Origin of the sequence: Amycolatopsis sp. NPDC051102 (assembly GCF_040682815.1) — a bacterium.
GTDB lineage: Bacteria > Actinomycetota > Actinomycetes > Mycobacteriales > Pseudonocardiaceae > Amycolatopsis.
The window spans coordinates 14186-28970 of sequence record NZ_JBFBBT010000044.1 but is presented as its reverse complement, the minus strand read 5'-3'; the positions used below and the strand labels follow the sequence as shown (position 1 = coordinate 28970).

At 71.7% G+C, this 14785-nt stretch carries 12 protein-coding genes; 4 read left to right on the top strand and 8 right to left on the bottom strand.

Translation table 11 applies throughout. From position 1 onward, the window contains the following. Window positions 1-61 precede the first annotated feature (61 nt). The 6 genes from AB0M93_RS48425 to AB0M93_RS48400 form a co-directional block, all read right to left on the bottom strand. Entirely contained in the window at window positions 62-1471 is a 1410-nt protein-coding gene (locus AB0M93_RS48425; protein ID WP_364288262.1) for a M1 family metallopeptidase, read from the bottom strand. 93 nt (window positions 1472-1564) lie between these two features. Then, window positions 1565-5449: a Pls/PosA family non-ribosomal peptide synthetase gene (locus AB0M93_RS48420; protein ID WP_364288259.1), complete on the bottom strand. Its 3885-nt coding sequence runs from the start codon at window positions 5447-5449 to the stop codon at window positions 1565-1567. A gap of 319 nt (window positions 5450-5768) precedes the next feature. After that, window positions 5769-7229 carry a ribosome biogenesis GTPase Der gene (gene der / locus AB0M93_RS48415; protein ID WP_364288256.1) on the bottom strand — a complete coding sequence of 487 codons (1461 nt, stop codon included), beginning with the start codon at window positions 7227-7229 and terminating at the stop codon, window positions 5769-5771. Between the two features lie 16 nt (window positions 7230-7245). Continuing rightward, on the bottom strand, window positions 7246-7905 hold the full coding sequence (locus AB0M93_RS48410; RefSeq protein WP_364288253.1) for a lysophospholipid acyltransferase family protein: 660 nt from the start codon (window positions 7903-7905) through the stop codon (window positions 7246-7248). Continuing rightward, window positions 7902-8606 (bottom strand): (d)CMP kinase, encoded by a 705-nt coding sequence (gene cmk / locus AB0M93_RS48405; RefSeq protein WP_364288271.1) that lies wholly within the window; start codon window positions 8604-8606, stop codon window positions 7902-7904. Before cmk ends, AB0M93_RS48410 begins: the two co-directional genes overlap by 4 nt. Before the next feature lie 91 nt (window positions 8607-8697). Then, window positions 8698-9264: a TetR/AcrR family transcriptional regulator gene (locus tag AB0M93_RS48400; RefSeq protein WP_364288250.1), complete on the bottom strand. Its 567-nt coding sequence runs from the start codon at window positions 9262-9264 to the stop codon at window positions 8698-8700. A gap of 91 nt (window positions 9265-9355) precedes the next feature. On the opposite strand from AB0M93_RS48400, the gene AB0M93_RS48395 reads away from it, so the two are divergent. The 3 genes from AB0M93_RS48395 to AB0M93_RS48385 are packed head-to-tail and all read left to right on the top strand — an operon-like array spanning window position 9356 to window position 11446. After that, window positions 9356-9724 (top strand): DUF4267 domain-containing protein, encoded by a 369-nt coding sequence (locus tag AB0M93_RS48395; RefSeq protein ID WP_364288247.1) that lies wholly within the window; start codon window positions 9356-9358, stop codon window positions 9722-9724. Window positions 9725-9761: 37 nt separating this feature from the next. After that, on the top strand, window positions 9762-10244 hold the full coding sequence (locus tag AB0M93_RS48390) for a cation:proton antiporter regulatory subunit (protein ID WP_364288244.1): 483 nt from the start codon (window positions 9762-9764) through the stop codon (window positions 10242-10244). Window positions 10245-10252: 8 nt separating this feature from the next. After that, window positions 10253-11446, top strand: coding sequence for a cation:proton antiporter (locus AB0M93_RS48385; RefSeq protein WP_364288241.1), 1194 nt, complete (start codon window positions 10253-10255; stop codon window positions 11444-11446). Between the two features lie 34 nt (window positions 11447-11480). Here the strand turns inward: AB0M93_RS48385 and AB0M93_RS48380 are convergent, their stop codons facing one another. Further along, a complete protein-coding gene (locus AB0M93_RS48380) occupies window positions 11481-12413 on the bottom strand; it encodes an alpha/beta fold hydrolase (protein WP_364288238.1) in 933 nt (310 codons plus the stop codon). Window positions 12414-12468: 55 nt separating this feature from the next. On the opposite strand from AB0M93_RS48380, the gene AB0M93_RS48375 reads away from it, so the two are divergent. Further along, complete coding sequence (locus AB0M93_RS48375) at window positions 12469-12870, top strand: helix-turn-helix domain-containing protein (RefSeq protein WP_364288268.1); 402 nt, start codon at window positions 12469-12471, stop codon at window positions 12868-12870. A gap of 36 nt (window positions 12871-12906) precedes the next feature. Here the strand turns inward: AB0M93_RS48375 and AB0M93_RS48370 are convergent, their stop codons facing one another. Beyond that, window positions 12907-14748 (bottom strand): Xaa-Pro dipeptidyl-peptidase, encoded by a 1842-nt coding sequence (locus AB0M93_RS48370; RefSeq protein WP_364288235.1) that lies wholly within the window; start codon window positions 14746-14748, stop codon window positions 12907-12909. Window positions 14749-14785 lie beyond the last annotated feature (37 nt).

Here is a 14785-nt window from a genome sequence, read left to right as displayed (position 1 = left end):
GTGAGTGTTTAGGCGAGTTCTAACTCGCCTAAACACTCACGACCAGCCGCGTGGGCGGCGTTCAGGGAAGCGGGGGCAACGCCGGCATGTACAGCCAGCGGGTGAAGAACGCGCTCAGCGAGCGGCCCGCGTGCGCCTCCGCCGCGACGACGAACGCCTCCGTCGTGACCAGCCCGTGCCGGTACTCCTCGGCCCACGACTTCAGCAACGCGAAGAACGCCGGGTCCCCGATCTCCGCCCGCAGCGCGTGCAGCGTCAACCCGCCACGCTTGTAGACGCGCTCGTCGAACATCCGGGACACTCCGGGGTCCGCGATCCGCACGTCCGCCGGCTTGGCCTTGATGCGCGCGTACCAGTCACGCGCCAGCGCCGCCGCGGACGGGCCGCCGGACTCCTCCGACCACAGCCACTCGGCGTACGTCGCGAAGCCTTCGTTCAGCCAGATGTGGCGCCAGTCGGCCACCGTCAGGCTGTTGCCGAACCACTGGTGGGCCAGCTCGTGCAGCACGAGCCGCTCGTGGGTGCGGCGGCCGTCGACGTGGTTGGCGCCGAAGATCGCCATGCCCTGGGCCTCGATCGGGTCGTCGAGGGCGTCGTCGGTGACCACGATGACGTACTCGGCGAACGGGTACGCGCCGAACAGCCGCTGCAGGAACTCCATCATCCGGCCCTGGCGCCCGAAGTCGCGGTCGAACAGGCGGCGCAGGCGCGGCGGGACGGCCGCCCGCTGCGGCACCGTCTCGAAGATCGACTCCACCTGGCCGGTCGCACGGCCGATGCCGAGGCTCAGCCGGCGCAACCCCACGCCGGTGTGCGGGAACCAGCCGCGGCCGGTCAGCTCGACCTCGTCGTAGCGGCCGATCTGCACGCTCATCAGGTACGTCGCCGTCGGCTCGCGCCGCTCGTAGAGCCACTTCGTCGTGCTCGCCGACGTCGTCCGCTCGAGCAGGGTGCCGGTGACCGCGACCAGGTACGGCGACGCCGTCGTCACGCTCACCCGGTAGCTCGCCTTGTCCGACGGGTGGTCGTTGCACGGGAACCACGACGGCGCCCCGACCGGCTGGCTCGCCACCAGCGCGCCGTCGGTCAGCTCGTCCCAGCCGACGTCACCCCAGCGGCTGCCCACCGGGCGCGGGTTGCCCACGTAGTGGACCTCGACGGTGAACGCGGCACCCGCCGGGATCGACCTCGCCGGCTTGACGTGCAGCTTCGCGCCGCGCTTCAGGTACTTCGCGGCCTTCCCGTCGACGAGCACGCGGTTGATCCGGAACTCGCCGAAGTCGAAGCTGACGCGGGAAAGCGCCTGCGTCGCCTCCGCGGTGATCACCGCCGACGCCGAGAGCCGGTTCGGCGCGACCTTGTAGTCGAGGTTCAGGTCGTAGTGCCGGGTCCGGTAGCCGCCGTTGCCGTGCGCGGGCAGGTACGGGTCGCCGGAGGTGTCCGCGCCGGGAGCGGGAGCCTTCGAAATCACCCGTGGCGAACCTTTCGTCGTGCGTGCTGGAACCAGGCTCGCACGGACGAGGAAGTCCGGCGCGCCTGGTCCCGCTTTTGTTACTTACCGGGCTTACTTACCCGGCCAGGTGGAGATCGGGTTGCCCAGCCAGCGCGTGTCGGCGGGCACCTCGTCGCCGCGGGTCACCAGCGAGCCCGGGCCGACCGTCGTCCGCGCGCCGATGCCCGCGCCCGGCAGCACGATCCCGTGCGGGCCGAGGGTGGCGCCCGCGCCGAGGGTCACGCTCGACATGCTCATGATCCGGTCGTGGAACAGGTGCGTCTGCACGACGCAGCCGCGGTTGATCGTCGCGCCGTCACCCAGCGACACGAGGTCCGCCTCCGGCAGCCAGTACGTCTCCAGCCAGACACCGCGGCCGATCTTGACGCCCATCGTGCGCAGCCACGCGGGCAGCAGCGGGGTGCCGCCGACCGAGCCGATCAGCCACGGCACGGCCAGTGCCTCGACGAAGGTGTCGGCCAGCTCGTTGCGCCAGACGAAGGAGCTCCACAGCGGGTGGTCGACCTCGCGGAACTTGCCGACCAGCAGCCACTTCATCGCCGTCGCGGTCAGCGCCGCGAGGATGCCGGCGGCCAGCAGGGCGGGCCCGGCCAGCAGCGCGGCGACACCGAAGCCGAACGCCGACGCCGTCCACAGCAGCCCGAACGCGACCACGACGGTCAGCGCGACCCCGCACATGACCGGGATGATCCGGCACAGCTCGACCAGCGCCCGCGCCGCCTTGAGGTGCAGCGCCGGGGTGTAGGTGCGGCTGGTGTCGGCGTCGCCGATCGCGCGGCGGACCGGCAGCGGCGGCATGCCGAGGTACGACGAGCCCTTCTTCGCCTTCAGCGGCGTCGAGGACAGGACGCCGACCAGGCCGCGCTTCGGCACCGACCGGCCGGGCGCGGTCATTCCCGAGTTGCCGAGGAACGCCTGCTTGCCGATCCGTGCCGGGGCGACGTGCAGCCAGCCGTGGTTGAGCTCGTAGGTGGCGACCATGGTGTCGTCGGCCAGGAACGCGCCGCTGTCGACCTTGGTCATCTTCGGCAGGGCCAGCACGGTCGACGCCTCGACGTTGCGGCCCACCTTCGCGCCGAGCAGCCGCAGCCACACCGGCGTGAACAGGCTGGCGTACAGCGGGAACAGGCCTTCGCGGGCCATGCTCATCAGACGTTCGGTGGCCCAGACCTGCCAGGCGACGCGGCCGTGCACCGGGTGGTAGCCCTCGACCATGCCGATGCTCAGCGCCCGGACGCCGACCAGCACCAGCAGCATGTACGCCAGGAAGTACGCGGCCGTCGCGACCGGGACGAACACCAGCGCGCGGGTGAACGCGTCGAGCAGCGTCGGCGCCCCGGTGATCGCGTAGCCGAGCACGGCAACGGCGGCGAGCGCCGCCACGCCGGGCAGGAAGCCCAGCGCCAGGGAGGTCACGCCGTAGACGGCGGCCCAGAAGTGCGACCGCGGCGGCCGGCTCGACGGCCACTTCAGCGCGTCGCGCTCGTCCTTGGCGACGCGCGCGGCGGGCGAACCGGCCCACTTCTGCCCGGCCGGGACGGCGCCGCGGACGGTCGACCCGGCCGCGATCTCCGCGCCCTTGCCGATCCGGACACCGGGGAAGAGCGTGCTGCGCGCGCCGACGCGGGCGTCCGCGCCCACGCGGACCTTGCCGATGTGCACGACGTCGCCGTCGACCCAGTGGCCGGTCAGGTCGACCTCGGGCTCGATCGCGGCACCGCGGCCGAGCTTGAGGAAGCCGGTGACCGGCGGCGGGGAGTGCAGGTCGACGTCCTTGCCGATCCGCGCGCCGAGCGCCTTCGCGTACGTCGTCATCCAGGACGCACCGGCGACGCTGTCCGCGCCGGAGAACTCGGCGAGCTTCTCGGCCGTCCACAGTCGCAAGTGGACACTCCCGCCACGCGGGTAGGTGCCGGGCTGCACGCCCGACAGCAGCACGCGCGCGCCGCCCGCGGCGATGGCGATCCGGCCCGCCGGGCTGAACAGCACCACCCAGGCCAGGCCGATCCACGCCCAGCTCAGCGTCGGCGCCCAGGCGAACCCGAGCAGCGACAGGACGTTCGACAGCGCGGCGGCCAGCGTTGCCCAGCGCAGCCCGGCCAGGCCCATCAGCGGGACCATCAGCAGCGTCTGGATGACGCCGGCACGGCGCTTCGTCGGCGCGATGTCCCGGCGTTCGGTGGCCTGGCCGCTCAGCGCGTCCAGCATCGCGGCCAGCGCGCCCAGCTTGGGGTGGGCGTAGATGTCGGCCACCGACACCTGCGGGTGCCGGGTGCGGATGCGGGCGACCACCTGCGCGGCGGTCAGGCTGCCGCCGCCGTGGGTGAAGAAGTCCGCCTTCGGGCTGTCGACCGACACACCGAGGATCTCGGCCCAGCCTTCGGCGAGCCACGTCTCGGTCGGAGTCAGCCCGGAAGCCTCCACTGTGGACAGTGGCCACGGGAGCGCGTTGCGGTCGACCTTGCCGGAGGTGCGGGTCGGCAGGTCGTCGACGACGGCGAGCAGCGGCACCAGCGCGGCGGGGAGGTGCTCACGCAGGCGCGTCGCGGCCTGGTCGAGGTCGAACGGCTCGGTGCCGGGGACGACGTACCCGACGAGGACCTGGTTTCCGGCCTTGGTGCGGCGGATCGCGGCGGCCGCGCCCTGCACACCCGGGAGGGCCTGCAGCGCGGCGTCGACCTCGCCCAGCTCGATGCGGCGGCCGCCGAGCTTGACCTGCTCGTCGAGCCGGCCGAGGAACAGCAGGCCTTCCTCTTCGGCGCGGACCATGTCACCCGAGCGGTAGGCGCGCTGCCAGCCCAGGGACGGCAGCGGCGCGAACTTCTCCGCGTCCTTCTCGGCGTCGAGGTAGCGGGCCAGGCCGACGCCGCCGATGACGAGCTCACCGGTCTCGCCCATGGCGACCGGCTCGCCCTCGTCGTTGACCACGGCGAGCTGCCAGCCCACGAGGGGCAGGCCGATCCGGACCGGGCCCTCGCCGGTCAGCTGCGCGGCGCAGGCGACGACGGTGGCCTCGGTCGGGCCGTAGGTGTTCCAGACTTCGCGGCCTTCGACGGCGACGCGCTCGGCCAGCTCCGGCGGGCAGGCTTCGCCGCCGAAGATGAGCAGGCGGACGTCCTCGAGCGCGTCGGCGGGCCACAGCGCGGCCAGCGTCGGCACGGTCGAGACGACGGTGATGCGCTGCGCGACCAGCCACGGGCCGAGGTCGACGCCGGTGCGGACCAGCGCGCGGGGCGCCGGGACCAGGCAGGCGCCGTGCCGCCAGGCCAGCCACATCTCTTCGCAGGACGCGTCGAAGGCGACGCTCAGCCCGGCCAGGACGCGGTCGCCGGGGCCGATCGGCTCGTCGGTGAGGAAGAGCTCGGCCTCGGCGTCGACGAAGGCGGCGGCACTCGCGTGGGTGACCGCGACGCCCTTGGGCTTGCCGGTGGAGCCGGAGGTGAAGATGATCCACGCGTCGTCGGCCGGGCCGGGGGTGCCGTCACGGCCGCCGGGCGTCGAGTGGACGTTGATCTTGCCGTCGGTGGCGACCGCCGCGACCTGGGCCTCTTCGAAGACCAGCTCGGCGCGCTCGTCCGGGTCGTCGGCGTCGACCGGCACGTAGGCCGCGCCGACGGACAGGGTCGCGAGGATGGCGATGTACAGCTCGGCGGTGCCGGAAGAGATCCGGATGCCGACGCGGTCGCCGAGCCCGACGCCGTAGCCCCGGAGGCGACGCCCGTAGACGTCGATCTCCTCGAGCAGCCGCCGGTAGGTCAGGGTGGTGGTGCCGTCGTCGATCGCGGCGGCGTTCGGGTGCCGCTCCGCGGTCGCGGCGAGGACGTCGAGGAGGGTGCGCTCGCCGGCGCCGAGGCCGGACCAGAACAGGGCCCGCTCGGCGACCGGGGCCGGCGTCACCTCGGCGGCGGAACCGGTCGATTCGATGGTGACGGTCATCGGCCGCTCACCCCGGGCAGGACAAAACCTTGGGCGCGCAAGCCCACCACTCACCTTTCGGGAGCCTCACCGGGCTCGCTCTCCGAATGAGGCGCCCGCAACGACCTTTCACTCTAACGCAAGATGAACGAAAGATATCTCCCGGATCACGCTGGAGTGTCGGACCTCACCCCGGACCGGACGAACCGCCGTGACGGAGAGGTCGACACGCGTGATTGAAGGGTCGACACGACGTCCGGCCGCGGATTCGTCGTGTCGACCCTCTGATCACGCGTGTCGACCTCCCGATCACGCGTGTCGTCCGAAACGTGTCGGAGAATTACCGGGTTCGGGCGGCTTTTCCGCCGACCTTCGGCTTCGCCTTCTTTTCGCGAACGCGCACATTCACCCGCACGGGGCTGCCGGTGAAGCCGAACTGCTCGCGGAACTTGCGCTCGATGAACCGGCGGTAGCCCGCCTCGAGGAAGCCGGTGGTGAACAGCACCAGCGTCGGCGGCCGGATGCCCGCCTGCGTCGCGAACAGGACCTTCGGCTGCTTGCCCGAGCGGACCGGCGGCGGGGTGGCCGCGATCAGGTCGGACAGCCACGCGTTGAGCTGGCCGGTCGGCACCCGCTTGTCCCAGGAAGCCAGCGCCGTGCGCAGCGCCGGCGCGAGCTTGCGCACCGAACGGCCGGTCAGCGCCGAGATGTTGACCTTCTCCGCCCACGGCACGCGGACCAGGCCGCGCTCCAGCTCGCGGACCATCGCGTGCCGGCGGTCCTCGTCGACCAGGTCCCACTTGTTGAACGCCAGCACGCAGGCGCGGCCGGCCTCGACGACCATGGTCAGCACCCGCAGGTCCTGCTCCGACAGCGGCTCGGCCGCGTCCAGCAGCACGATCGCGACCTCGGCCGCGTCGATCGCGGTCTTGGTGCGCAGCGACGCGTAGTACTCGGCGCCCGCGGCGAAGTTGACGCGCTTGCGCAGGCCCGCCGTGTCGACGAACCGCCAGGTCTCGCCGTCCAGCTCGACCAGCGAGTCGACCGGGTCGACGGTCGTGCCGGCCACCGAGTCGACGACCGAGCGTTCCTCGCCCGACAGCTTGTTCAGCAGACTGGACTTGCCGACGTTCGGCTTGCCGACCAGCGCGACGCGCCGCGGCCCCGACGTCACGGCGCCGCCCTCGCGGGGCGACTCGGGCAGGGCCTTGAGGATCGCGTCGAGCAGGTCGCCGGAGCTGCGGCCGTGCAGCGCGCTGACCGGGTGCGGCTCGCCGAGGCCGAGCGACCACAGCGACGCGGTGTCCGCGAGCAGCCGGTCGTCGTCGACCTTGTTGGCGGCCAGCAGCACCGGCTTCTTGGACCGGCGCAGCACCTTGGAGACGGCTTCGTCGGTCGCGGTCGCGCCGACCGAGGCGTCGATCACCAGCAGCACGGCGTCCGCGGTCTGCATGGCCAGCTCGGCCTGCGCGGCGACGGAGGCCTGCAGGCCGGTCGCGTCCGGCTCCCAGCCGCCCGTGTCGACCAGGGTGAACTTGCGGCCGCCCCAGTAGGCGTCGTAGGCGACGCGGTCGCGGGTCACGCCCGGTACGTCCTGCACGACGGCTTCGCGCCGGCCGAGGATGCGGTTGACCAGCGTCGACTTGCCCACGTTCGGGCGGCCGACGACGGCGAGCACCGGCTGTGCGAGGGCGGCCTCCTCGGCCGCTTCCGCCGCCTCGATCTGCGCGTCGAGCGCGGCGAATTCGGTCTCGTCCGACCAGGTGCCGTCGATCTCGCCGACGCTGTCCAGCTCTTCCATCACTACCCAATTTCCCTTATACCGCACCGAATCCGTGTTCGGCACGCCAGTCGTCCAAAGTCTTCACGAGCGCCGCGAGCTCACCGCGCAGCTCTTCGGTGCCCTGGTCGAGCCCGGTCTTCCCGGGGCCGACCTCCGGCGAAAACGGCTCGCCCACGAGGATGTCCACCCGCGGCCGGAACCGTCGCCTGCCGTCGGCCGGCTTGAGCGTGCCCCGCGTCGCGACCGGGAGCACGGTCGCGCCGGAGGCCCGGACCAGCCAGGCCGCGCCGCGTTCGGCCGAGCCGACGTCCCCGGAGCCGCGGGTGCCTTCGGGGAAGATCCCGACGACACCCCCGTCTTTCAGGACGCCGACCGCGGTCAGCAGCGGCTTGCGGTCGATCTCGCCGCGCTTGAGCGGGATCTGCCCGATCGCCAGCATGAACTTGCCGACGATCCCGCCGAACATCTCGGCCTTGACCAGGAACGCCGAACGCCGCGGAAGCATTCCGAAGATCAGCTGCGGCTCGATCATGGAGCTGTGGTTGGCGATCACGAGCAGCGGCCCGGTGGCGGGGACGCGCTCGCGGCCGTGCACCCGGATGCGGAAGGCCGAACGCAGATAGTACCGGGCGAAGACCCGCCCGGCGTCGTGGAGCCTGCCGACGGATCCCTGGGGGAGTCCGTCAGCTCTCATCGAGCTACCTCGGCGTTGCACCCCGCCAGCAGGCCGCGGTGGCTGGCCAGCTCACTGAGGGCGACGATCACCTGGTCGATCGACAGTTCCGAGGTGTCGACGGGCACGGCGTCCTCGGCCGCACGCAGCGGCGAGGCCGCGCGGGTCGAGTCGAGGTGGTCGCGCCGCTCGACCGAAGCCAGCGCGTCGGCGACCGAGGACTGCCGCCCGGCCGCGTTGTCCTGGGTGCTGCGGCGCGACGCGCGGACGTCGGCCGAGGCGGTCAGGAAGACCTTGAGCGGCGAGTCCGGCGCGACGACGGTGCCGATGTCCCGGCCCTCGACGACGATCCCGCCGCGGTGCTCGACGACCTCGTCGATGATCTGCCGCTGCCGGGCGACCAGCAGCTCGCGCACGTGCGGCACGGCCGAGACCGGCGAGACGGCCTTGGTGACCTCCGGCCCGCGGATGTCGGCGGCGACGTCCTCGCCGCCCAGGCGGATCTCCGGCCGGTCGGGGCTGGTGCCGATGGTGAACTCGGCCCGGTCGGCGAGCGCGGCGACCGCGTCCGGGTCGGCCGGGTCGACGCCGGCGCGCAGCACGGCGAGGGTGACCATCCGGTACATCGCCCCGGTGTCGAGGTAGCCGGCGCCGAGGCGCTGGGCGAGCTTGCGGGCGACGGTGGTCTTCCCGGTCCCCGACGGGCCGTCCAGCGCGACCACACCACGTAGGGCTCCCGTCACCGGCACTCTCCTCGCGTTCTCGTCTCGTTCGGCGTCGCCGTCCATTCTGCCGGTCGGGGTGCGGAGGAGATCAGTCGCCCCGCGGCCCGAAGCGCTCGACCACCAGCGCGAGGCGCTCGTCACGGTGGGCCGGGGACAGCCGGTGGCCGCGATCCAGGGTCACCAGGCCGTGCAGCGTGCTCCAGAAAACTTCGGTCAACACGCCCGCGTCCTGCGTCCCCGCCACCGGCTCGATGACCGCGAGCAGCTCCGCGAAGTTCGCCTTCATCACCTCCGGGGTGTCGTCCTGGGCGAACCGCAGCTCGGAGGCGAGCGTGAACATCGCGTCGTAGAGCGCCGGTTTCGCCACGGCGAACTCGATGTACGCGCCCGCGATCCCGGCGAGCCCGCCGTCGCGCGCACGGGCCAGCGCCGTGGCCAGCTCGGCGAAGCCCTCCAGCGCGGCCGCCGCCATGATCGCGTCCTTGCCGCCCGGGAAGTGGCTGTAGAGCACCGGCTGGCTGTACTCGATCAGGGCCGCGAGCCGCCGGGTGGTGACGGCGTCCCAGCCCTCCGCCTCGGCGAGCTCCCGGGCCGCGGTGACGATCCGCTGCGCTCGCTCGGTCCGGTCGCGCACACGCCGTTGTCGCTGGGTCATAGGTCACACGCTAGCACTGCTAGACAAACTAGCGCCGCTAGGTTAGCGTTGCTAGTAATCCTAGCGATGCTAGAAAACTGGAGGGAACACCATGCTCGTCACCGGCTACGTCCTCACCGCGATCGTCGCGCTCGGGATCATCTACATCGGCTTCAACTACGTCTTCGCCCCGAAGAAGATCGCCGCAGGCTTCGGCTTCAACGAGGTCCCCGAGAACGCCGAAACCTTCCTCAACGTCAAGGGCGGCCGCGACATCGGGGCGGGCCTGATCCCGCTGGCCCTGATGATCTACGGCGACGCGCACGCACTCGGCTGGGTCATGCTCACCGCGGCCCTCTGGCCCGTCTTCGACATGCTGATCGTCCTGCGCCACCACGGGAAGAAGGCCACCGCCTTCGGCGTCCACGGCCTGACCGCCGCCGTGATGGCCGTCGCGGCCCTGCTCCTGCTGCTCGGCTGAAACCCCGCGAATCGGACACCTGGGTTACGGTGGCCGGGTGAACGTCGAAGTAACTCCCCTGCCCGGCATCGGGGTCCGCAAGGACTTCGCCACCCGTACCGGCCGCCGCATCGGCGTCGTCACCCAGCGGGACGGTCACATCGAGCTGATCGTGTCCAAATCGGACGATCCCGATGCCTGCGCCGCCTCGATCCCGCTCACCGCGGACGAGGCGGGCGCACTGGCCAACCTGCTCGGCGCCCCGCAGCTGGTCGCGCAGCTGACGGAGGAGCACCGCGACCTGCCGGGGATCAGCACCCGGCAGTTGCCGATCCAGCCGTCCGGCCCGTTCGACGGCCGGACGCTCGGCGACACCGCGATGCGCACCCGCACCGGCGTCTCGGTGGTCGCGGTGGCACGGGCGGGGCAGGTGCACCCGTCACCGGTGCCGGACTTCACGTTCACCGGGGGCGACCTGCTGGTCGCGGTCGGCACGAGCGAGGGCCTCGACGCCGCCGCCAAGATCCTCAAGTACGGCTGAGCGGTGCGATGAACCACACCGCGCTGTCCCTGATCGAACTGGGGGCGGTCTTCTTCGTGCTGGGCGTGCTCGGGCGCCTGGCCGGCAAGATCGGCCTCTCCCCCATCCCGCTCTACCTGCTCGGCGGCCTCTGCTTCGGCTCCGGCGGGCTGATCCCGCTGACCGACATCGGCGGCTTCACGCACCTGGCCGGCGAAATCGGCGTCGTGCTGCTGCTGTTGCTGCTCGGCCTCGAGTACTCCGCCGCCGAGCTGTTCACCGGGCTGCGCCGGTCCTGGACGGCCGGCCTGCTCGACATCGTCCTCAACGCGGCGCCCGGCGCGGCCGTCGCGCTGCTGCTGGGCTGGGGCCCGGTCGGCGCGATGGTGATGGCGGGCGTCACGTACATCTCGTCGTCCGGGATCGTCGCGAAGGTCCTCGGCGACCTGGGCAGGCTCGGCAACCGCGAGACGCCGGTGGTGCTGTCGATCCTCGTGTTCGAGGACCTCGCGATGGCGCTCTACCTGCCGATCCTCACCGCGGTCCTCGGCGGGGTGTCCCTGCTCGGCGGCCTGGAGGCCGTCGGGATCTCGCTGCTGGTGATCACCGTGGTGCTGGTGATCGCGCTCAAGTTCGGCCGGTACGTCTCGGCGGCGGTCGACAGCCCGGACCGCGAGGTGTTCCTGCTCAAGGTCCTCGGCGCGGCCCTGCTGGTGGCCGGGTTCGCGTCGGCGATGCAGGTGTCGGCCGCGGTCGGGGCGTTCCTGCTCGGCATCGCGATCTCGGGCTCGACGGCGGAGAACGCGACACGCATGCTGGAACCGTTGCGCGACCTGTTCGCCGCGGTGTTCTTCGTGGTCTTCGGGCTCAACACGAACCCGGCGTCGATCCCGCCGGTCCTCGGCTGGGCCGCGGTGCTGGCGGTGGTGACGACGCTGACCAAGGTCGGCACCGGCTGGTGGGCGGCCCGCCGCCAGGGCATCGGGAAGCTGGGCCGCGCCCGAGCCGGCGCGGCCCTGGTCGCGAGAGGCGAGTTCTCGATCGTCATCGCGGGCCTGGCTGTGACGGCGGGCGCGGTGGACGGCGAGCTGGCGGCCCTGGCGACGGCGTACGTGCTCCTGATGGCGATCCTCGGCCCGACGGCGGCCCGGGTGGTGGAACCGATCGCCCGCACGCTGCAACGCAAGCCGGCCACGAAGACCGCCCCGGCCGAGGCGAACTAGGCGACGCCGCTGCGCGGTCCAGACCGCGAAGCTCCTACTTGCTCTCGGTGCTGACGGCGCCGGTGCTGTGGCTGAGCCGATCCCGCAGGTTCTGCCACTTGCTTGCGCCGGCGCCGAGGACGTCGTGCAGGTGGGCGGAGATGGCGTCGGCGACGAGGACGACACGGGCGGGGTCCTCGTCGGTGGTGTCTGCGACGGCCTCGCCGGAGATTCCGCCGAAGAGGTGTCCGGCCTCGGCGATGGTCAGGAGCCGCTTCGGGGCGGGGCTGAGGTGGTAGGCGTCGGTGAACCAGTCCGGTCCGCGGGTGGACATCGCCGACTGGTCCTTGCCGCCGGCGATGACCAGGGTGGGAGCGGTCATGGTGGAGAAGTCCGGGCGTGCGAACGGCAGGTACTCGAGTGCGAAGGGAGTGAGGGTGTCGCCGGTACCGGTCGCCGCGATGAGGGCGCCGGCCTTGACGGCGGGGTGGGAGAAGTCTTCGCCCGGGTTGCCTTCGGCATCGAGGACGCGGGCACCCAGCAGAGCTCCGGCCGTCTGTGCTCCCCAGGAGTGCCCGACGACAGCGACGCGATCGCGGTCGACGCGGGCGTTCAGGCCGCTGAGGTGGTCGAGGATGTCGCCGAGGCTGTCCAGGACAGCGTGGAGGTCGGCGATGCGCACGCGCCAGATGGTGGCGAAGCGGGGATCGTCGAAGCCGATGCGGTGGCGGCGGGAGTCCAGGTGGGTCGGCTGGACCACGACGAACCCGGCAGCCGCCCAGCGGTCGGCGAGAGGCTCGTAGCCGTCCATCGACCAGGCGTTGCCGTGGGAGAAGACGATGACGGGCAAGTTCGTCCCGTCGGTGGGTGCGGTGACCTTGACCTGCAGGTCGATGCCCCGGCCGGTGGTGGGAACGGTGATGGGCTTGACGGCGATGAGCTGACGATCGAGCGTGGCCGAGGGGCCCGTGCCGGAGTGCGGTTCCATGGCGCCGACGTTAGGGACCCGATAGGTACCGAGTGGTAACCTTCGGGTGGTGAGCATGACCGCAGCCGACACCGCGAGCGCGGCCGGGGGCTTGAAAGCGGGCACGGTGTTCCTCGCCGACTGCCCCGCGCGGCTGGCGATCGAGATCATCGCGAACAAGTGGTCCGTCCTCGTCTTGTTCGCTCTCACCGACGGCCCCAAGCGACACGGGGAGCTCGTGGCGTTGTCCGGCGGAATTTCGCGGAAAGTCCTGACTCAGACACTGCGCCGCCTGCAGGGCAACGGACTGATCGATCGACGTGCGTACGCCGAAGCGCCTCCGCGGGTCGAATACAGCCTGACCGAGCTCGGCGAGACGCTCCAGGAGCCGATCGTGATGCTGACCGAGTGGGCGCGGACCAACGGCGAAGCTGTCGTCGACTTCCGCGAGTCGGCAGCCGCCGGATCGACCGGCTGAGGACCAAGGCTTTGTCAGACCCTCATTAGGCGCGGCTCAGCCGAGATCCGCCCGGCCCACCGACGGCACGAACGCGCCGCCGGCCGGGGCCGGGTGGGTCGTCGCGGCGGGCGGGATGCCCAGCAGCGGCACCGACACCGACGTCCGCGCCAAGTCGAGTGTCACGCGGCCCGGCTGGGCGGGGCCGCTGATGAAGCTGCCGTCCGTGCCGCCGACGATCAGCGCCAGCGCGTGGCCCCGCGGCACGATGTGGTCCGTGGACGCCAGCCGGAACGTCATCGTGTACGCCGTGCCCGGCGTCAACGTCCGTTCCTGCGCAAGGGACGCGTAGTTCGCCAGGTCCGCCCAGCCGCGGCTGAGGATCGTGTAGTTCACCTTCTTCACGTCCGCCGTCGCCACGCGGTAGCAAGCGTCGTCGCCGGACGTCGACGAACCCCAGCAGGTCTCCGTGGTGCCCGTCTTGATCCCCTCGCCGCTTCCGGCGAAGTTGCGGATCGTCGCCGGGCCGAGGTCCACCAGCAGGGCCGAAAGCCGGGCCGACGATGTGCTCGGCGTCGCCGTCACGGTGATCGACGAAGTCCCCGACACCTGGAGGTCGGACGTCAACGTGCCCGTCGAATACGTCAAAGCGGCGCTTCCGGGGTTCGTCACCCAGGTGTCCTCGCCGACGCTGGGGTTGTCGGTGAACGACGCCGTCCCGGACGCCGTCGCGGTGCCGAGCGAGCCGCCGGCCTGTGGCCGCAACGTCGTCGCCAGCGCACCGGCCGCCGGGTACCTGCTCTGGTCGGCCCACTGGTCCGGCTGCCGCTCGACGCTGGCCTGCGGGCCGTTCTGGACGCCGTTGTCGATCCCGAGCAGGTAGTGGTCGAACCACCGGTGCAGCAGGTCGACCCAGTCCGCGCGCCGGTAGTCGAACGGGTCGACGTGCCCGGTCTGCGACAGCCAGATCTTCTTCTCGACGTTCAGCGCGTCCCACCACTGTCCGAAATGGATGGTCTTGACGTTGAGGTCGTTGACGCCGTGGGAAAGCAGCACGCTGGCGCGCACGTTGGCCGCCCGGGCGACGTAGTCCCGGTCGGCCCACAGCGGCCCGTAGTCGCCGTTCGGCGTCGCGCCGGAAGCCAGCACCTGGTTCTGCGCCGAGCAGTTCTGCCCGCTGTTGCGCGATTCGACCGTGCGCGCGAGCCCGTCGGGGTTGAAGCCGAAGGTCGCGCCGTCGGAGCGGTAGTAGTCGTACCAGGAGCTGATCGCCGAGATCGGCACGATGGTCTTGAGCCCGGCGACGCCGGTCGCCGCGACGCCGTTGGCGATCGTGCCGTCGTAGGACTTGCCGATCATCCCGACGTTCCCGGTGCTCCAGCTCGCCGTCACCGCGCTGCCACCGGTCTTCGCGCTGTAGCCGGTCGCGCGGCCGTTCAGCCAGTCGACGACCTTGCGGGCCGAGCCGACGTCCGAAGCGCCGCCGACGTCCGCGCAGCCGGCCGAGCGGTTCGTCCCGGCCAGGTCGACCAGCACCACGGCGTAACCCCGCGGCACGAAGTAGTTGTCGTAGAACAGCGGGAACTTCACCGGTTTCCCGGCGCTGTCGTAGGACTTCAGCTCGCTTTCGTTGCCACGGCCGCAGCACGAGTAGTACGGGCTGGCGTCCATGATCACCGGAACGCGTGAAGTCGCTTCACTCGGCCGGACGATGTCGGCGGCGACCCGGTCGGAGCGGCCGTCGCCGTCGCCGTCGCGGCCGATGTCGACCCAGACGGTTTCGCGGACCGCCTTCGCGTAGTCGTAGACCGGCTCGCTCCCCGCGGGCGCCGCGGCGGCCGGAGCCACCGCACCGGACAGGAGCACCGCGAGGATCCCGCACACCACTCCGAGTCGCATGCCCGTCACGCTAACGACCCGGGGTCGGCGCCCACTA